General features: G+C 64.0%; 7 protein-coding genes. 1 reads left to right on the plus strand and 6 read right to left on the minus strand.

All coding sequences use genetic code 11. From position 1 onward, the window contains the following. Positions 1 to 1,583, minus strand: a 1,583-nt coding sequence (locus tag RMO18_RS09055) for a Clp protease N-terminal domain-containing protein (protein WP_309665374.1), incomplete at its 3' end; no start/stop codon positions are given. 285 nt (positions 1,584 to 1,868) lie between these two features. Here RMO18_RS09055 and RMO18_RS09060 point away from each other — a divergent pair. Next, positions 1,869 to 2,333 carry a hypothetical protein gene (locus tag RMO18_RS09060; RefSeq protein ID WP_309665375.1) on the plus strand — a complete coding sequence of 155 codons (465 nt, stop codon included), beginning with the start codon at positions 1,869 to 1,871 and terminating at the stop codon, positions 2,331 to 2,333. 2 nt (positions 2,334 to 2,335) lie between these two features. On the opposite strand, the gene RMO18_RS09065 is transcribed toward RMO18_RS09060, so the two are convergent. The 5 genes from RMO18_RS09065 to RMO18_RS09085 all read right to left on the minus strand — a co-directional run. Then, on the minus strand, positions 2,336 to 2,491 hold the full coding sequence (locus tag RMO18_RS09065; RefSeq protein ID WP_309665376.1) for a hypothetical protein: 156 nt from the start codon (positions 2,489 to 2,491) through the stop codon (positions 2,336 to 2,338). Further along, positions 2,488 to 3,312 carry a hypothetical protein gene (locus RMO18_RS09070; RefSeq protein ID WP_309665378.1) on the minus strand — a complete coding sequence of 275 codons (825 nt, stop codon included), beginning with the start codon at positions 3,310 to 3,312 and terminating at the stop codon, positions 2,488 to 2,490. Before RMO18_RS09070 ends, RMO18_RS09065 begins: the two co-directional genes overlap by 4 nt. 109 nt (positions 3,313 to 3,421) lie before the next feature. Further along, positions 3,422 to 4,195 carry a hypothetical protein gene (locus tag RMO18_RS09075; protein ID WP_309665379.1) on the minus strand — a complete coding sequence of 258 codons (774 nt, stop codon included), beginning with the start codon at positions 4,193 to 4,195 and terminating at the stop codon, positions 3,422 to 3,424. A gap of 102 nt (positions 4,196 to 4,297) precedes the next feature. After that, positions 4,298 to 4,423, minus strand: a complete 126-nt coding sequence (locus RMO18_RS09080; RefSeq protein ID WP_309665381.1) for a hypothetical protein — start codon at positions 4,421 to 4,423, stop codon at positions 4,298 to 4,300. 240 nt (positions 4,424 to 4,663) lie between these two features. Next, the coding region (locus RMO18_RS09085) for a hypothetical protein (RefSeq protein WP_405054037.1) at positions 4,664 to 4,976 on the minus strand (313 nt) is incomplete at its 5' end.

Here is a 4,976-nt window from a genome sequence, read left to right on the forward strand (position 1 = left end):
ACCGCCTCGGAGACCAACGCCTGTCCCTCGCGGGCCTCGGCGTCGACCAGTTTCTTTTCCAGGTCGGGGATACGACCGTATTGTAGCTCGCCCGCCTTGGCAAAATCGCCCTCGCGCTTGGCTTGCTCCAGTTCGGCGCGGGCGCGGTCCAGGTCTTCCTTCAGGCTGCGCGCGACCTCGAGGCTGTCGCGTTCGGCCTGCCATTTCGCCGTCATCTCGGACGAGCGGTCCTGCAGGTCGGCCAGTTCCTTTTCCAACTTCAAGAGCCGGTCCTTCGAGGCGGCGTCGTCTTCCTTCTTCAACGCCTCGCCTTCGATCTGCAATTGCAGGATCTGGCGATCCAGCTGGTCCAGTTCTTCGGGCTTGCTGTCGACTTCCATCCGCAGGCGGCTGGCGGCTTCGTCCATCAGGTCGATGGCCTTGTCGGGCAGGAACCGGTCGGTGATGTAGCGGTGGCTCAGCGTCGCCGCCGCTACCAGCGCCGCATCGGCAATGCGCACGCCGTGGTGCAGCTCGTACTTCTCCTTGATGCCGCGCAGGATAGAGATGGTGTCTTCCACCGTCGGCTCCGACACGAACACCGGCTGGAACCGGCGGGCAAGGGCCGCGTCCTTTTCCACGTATTTGCGATATTCATCCAGCGTTGTGGCGCCGACGCAGTGCAATTCGCCCCGGGCAAGCGCCGGTTTGATCAGGTTCGCGGCATCCATCGCGCCGTCGGATTTGCCGGCGCCAACCAGCGTGTGCATCTCGTCGATGAACAGGATCACCTCGCCCGCCGCCGCCGTGACCTCGTTCAGGACGGCCTTCAGACGTTCCTCGAAATCACCGCGATACTTCGCCCCGGCGATCAGCGCGCCCATGTCCAGCGCCATCAGTTTCTTGTTGCGCAGGCTCTCCGGCACGTCGCCGTCAACGATCCGCAGCGCCAGCCCTTCGGCGATCGCGGTCTTGCCGACGCCGGGTTCGCCGATCAGCACCGGGTTGTTCTTGGTGCGGCGCGACAGCACCTGCATGGTGCGGCGGATTTCCTCATCACGCCCGATGATCGGGTCGATCTTGCCTTCGGCGGCGGCCTCGGTCAGATCGCGGGCATATTTCTTCAACGCGTCGTAGCCAGCTTCGGCATTCGCGGTATCTGCCGTCCGCCCTTTGCGGATGTCGTTGATCGCAGCGTTCAGCTTTTGCGCGGTGACGGCACCAGCATCCAGCGCCTCCTTGGCTTTGCCGGGCACCATGGCCAGCGCCATCAGCATCCGCTCCACCGGCACGAAGGCATCGCCAGCCTTTTTGGCCAGCTTTTCCGCCTCGTCCAACACCTTGACCAGGCTCGCATCGGTGAACGGTTGCGCATCGCCCGACACTTTCGGCAGTTTGCCCAGCGCCAGCATCACCGCCTCGCTCACCCGCTGGGGTTCGCCCCCGGCCCGGCGGATCAGGTTCGAGGCCAGACCCTGATCGTCATCCATGATCGCCTTCAGCAAATGCTCGGACCCCAGTCGCGGGTGGCCTTCGCGGGTGGCAATGGTCTGTGCGGCCTGAAGGAAACCGCGCGACCGCTCCGTGAATTTCTCCAAATTCATCGGTCATTCTCCTGTGCTCAAGCGCCTTGATCCAGGATGCCCGGTGCACCAGCACATCCTGCAAGGCCTTATCCCGTCATCTGGTAAACCTATCCCCATTTTGCAATCCCCGTGCTGAGCCAAATCAATTCGCCCAAAAAAAGACCTTCACGCAGCTATCCGCCGATTCACCCAATCCGCGTCGGCGGGATCAGGACAGCTTTGTGCCGTGGCCGCACAGCCGGCTTGCAACAGCAGGGCCAGACTACCCATGGTAAATCTTTGCCAGCCAAAAGGCCCCGCAGCATGAGCGAAACCAAACTGCCCCTCATCCACAAGGCCCCGGTCGAAGGGATTTTGGTGCATGTTGCCAGAGCCCATCTTGCGATCGGCGATCATGCGTCCATCGACCGCCTGCCAGATGGCAGGATTGGCGTCTACGCCACGATCCGCAGGCCGATCCTTGGGGTCATTCCCCGCCGCAAGACGGTGTTGATCGGCCATCTTGGGCCATCGGTCGAAGATATCCTTACCCCCTCGCTCAGCCATGGCGATTCCCTGCGCATCCGGATCATCGATCTGGTGCCAGAGCACCTGTCCAACGGACACCCGCCCGAAATCTACATCTCGGTCTGGGGCGATCCGCGCCACCTGACACCGAATTACGGCGTGCCCGAGGCGTTTCTGCCGCTGCCACGCACCACCCTTTCCTCCGTCGAAGCCGACGCGCGGCCCAATCAGCGCGGCCCGGGGCGCGTGCGCCCGGCCTGATTTCAGATCAGATCATCATCGCGAAAGACACAAGACCGGCCCAGATCCCGCAGCCGGCCTTCGACCAGAACGCGACCGCCGACCATGCCGGTCACTCTGGCCTCCGCTTCCGCGCCGATCAGCAGATCGCCGCTTCGAATTCCGTCGATCCGCTTCATGGTTGATACCTCACATAGGCAAAGGCGTGGCTGTCGGGTGCCCAGCTTGGAACATTGATCGTGCCCTGCCCACCGGTAAACTCGCGCACGCGGCGGCGGTTGCGCCCGTCCGGGTCGCACAACACCAGCGCCACGGGCAAATCGGCGGGGTGGCCCAGGGTTCCGGGTGGATAGGCAAGGTAAACAAGATGACGGCCATCAGGTGAGGGATGCGGGAACCAGTTCACCTGGTCATCCGAGAACAGCTGGCGTTGGCCTGATCCATCCGCCGCCATCACCCAGATCTGCGCATGCCCGCCGCGGTCGCAGTTGTAATAGATCCGGCTGCCATCGGCCGAGTAATCCGGCCCGTCGCAATGCCCCTCGCCCATGGTCAGGCGCTGTTCGTCGCCGCCGTCCAACCCGATCGTGTAGACATCGACAACCCGGCGCCCGTCCCGCGCCGCGACATAGGCCAGCCGCGACCCATCGGGCGACCAGCCGTGCCACCAGCTTGGCGCGTCACGCGTCACCGCCACCGGCACCCCACCGGCTGCGGGCATCACAAAGATCTCTGATCCGCGCCCGGCATGATGCGACAGCACGATGCGCTTGCCATCCGGCGATAAGCCGTGGTCATTGTTGCAGCGGTTGGCAAAGCCGGTATCCACCGCAACCAGCGCAGGTGAATCCAGCGGCACGCGGTACAAAAGCCCATCGCCATTGACCAACAGGCTGGTGCCGGACGGGTCCCAATTCGGCGCTTCGATCCGGCCGGGGACCGCCAGCACCTCGCGCACAGCACCACTCGCCAGCTCAAATGTCTCGATGATACTTTTCACCACCTTAACCTTTCAATTCAACGCAGATTACCTTCCTCTTCGCCAAATATCCCACGGGTGGTCCGGAGGGTGTGAAACCCTCCGGGACCAGCCACCCGCGGAACCGGGGTCACTCTCGCTTCTTTGGCACCAGCAACCGCTTTGGCCGCATCGCCTCGGCCGCCTTGAACAACCCGAAGGTCTGGTTCACGTAATTCGCCACACCGCCGATCTTTTCCAGATAGGCCACAAGCTCCGGCGTGCGCTCGGCTTCCACCAACTGCACCGGGCGCGTCGGATCGACCGCTTCGAACTGCACATAGAACAACGGCTCGCCACGCTTCAGGATCAGGTCCTGATCGGGGGCATGCCATTCGAACGCCCACATCAGCGGGCGCGGCCAGACGGTCAACGGAAAGCGCCCGCCAAAGATCGTGCCGGGCAGCGGGTCGGGGCGGTAATGCGCGAAGGTGCCGATTTGCGACAGATAGACCATCTCGTCGGCGATAAAGCAGTAGGGCAGCAGCAGCTGCACCGTCGGGCGGTCAGGATAGCGCCATTCCGCCTCGTTCATCAACACGATGACATCGCCCAGCTTGTTGCCACGTACCGGGCTTGCAGCGCCAGCGCGGTTGACCAACACCGCCTTGCCCTTGTCATCGCGCTTGAAGCCGATATGCAGATCGAACGGGCATTTCACCATGAAATACCGGCTTTCCAGCTGGATCACGGCCGGGCAGCGGCTGGCGCTTTTGGCATGGGCCTTGTTCGGCGGGCGCTGGATCAACCGCTCTGGCGGGTCATAAAGGACGGCGCCTTTGTCCGAGGTCAGGAACCAGCCCACCGTTACCGGCCCGGTCTCCGGGCCATCCTCGGGCCGCTCGAATGTCAGCGTGATGTCCATGCCCGCCTCCTACCGCCTCCGCTGCGCCTCATGCGGCGGTTTCACGTCCGGCACCGTCACTCCAAAGCCTTGGTCTGTCAATGAAAGCACTGCGAGAAAGGCTCAGGTCTGGCGGCGCGGAAACGTCGCCATGTCGGCGTCGGCAGCCCCGATCAGGCCCGGTTCGGCAGTACCGCGTGCCGCAACCAGCAGCGGCCCGGTGGTCTGGCGCAGCACGCGGGCCCGCACCGCGCTGTCAGCCGCCCGATCAGCGGCTCCACGTTCGCCAGCCCGCAACCCACGGGCACTACGGTGGCACCCAGCACATTTTCCACCATTGCCAGCGGCCCCGACACCAGATCCGCCCACAGAGCCACCAGCCGGTCAGCCCGCGCGCCGCCGACGCCGCTGCCAAGGCTCACGCCAAACGCATGGTGCCCGACCCCAACCCCCTGCCTCGCCTCGGCCAAGGCAAAGCACTCGGCTCGTTCAGCACCAGGATCGGTAGGCCAAGCCGCCTGCACAGCACAATTGCCTGATCCATGTCGTCAATGCAGGGGTGCTGGTGACTGGGGCCAAACCGATAACCGGGTCCGGGATTGCTGCAATCGAGATGGCGATGCCGTCAAGCGACGGCCGCAGAAACCCTGCCAGACAGCTTACGAACGCCGCAAGATCATCAACCGGCGTCGGGGCTTCGCCCGACGCGGTCACCCGGCCATCTATCGCCAGACCTGCCTTGACCTGCGATCCGCCGATTCGAAACCCCGGATCTTGCCGCCCCCCTTTGGCCCCGCCGTCT

It is taken from the genome of Tabrizicola sp. (assembly GCF_031377265.1).
In the GTDB taxonomy this organism is placed as follows: Bacteria; Pseudomonadota; Alphaproteobacteria; order Rhodobacterales; family Rhodobacteraceae; genus JAUYQR01.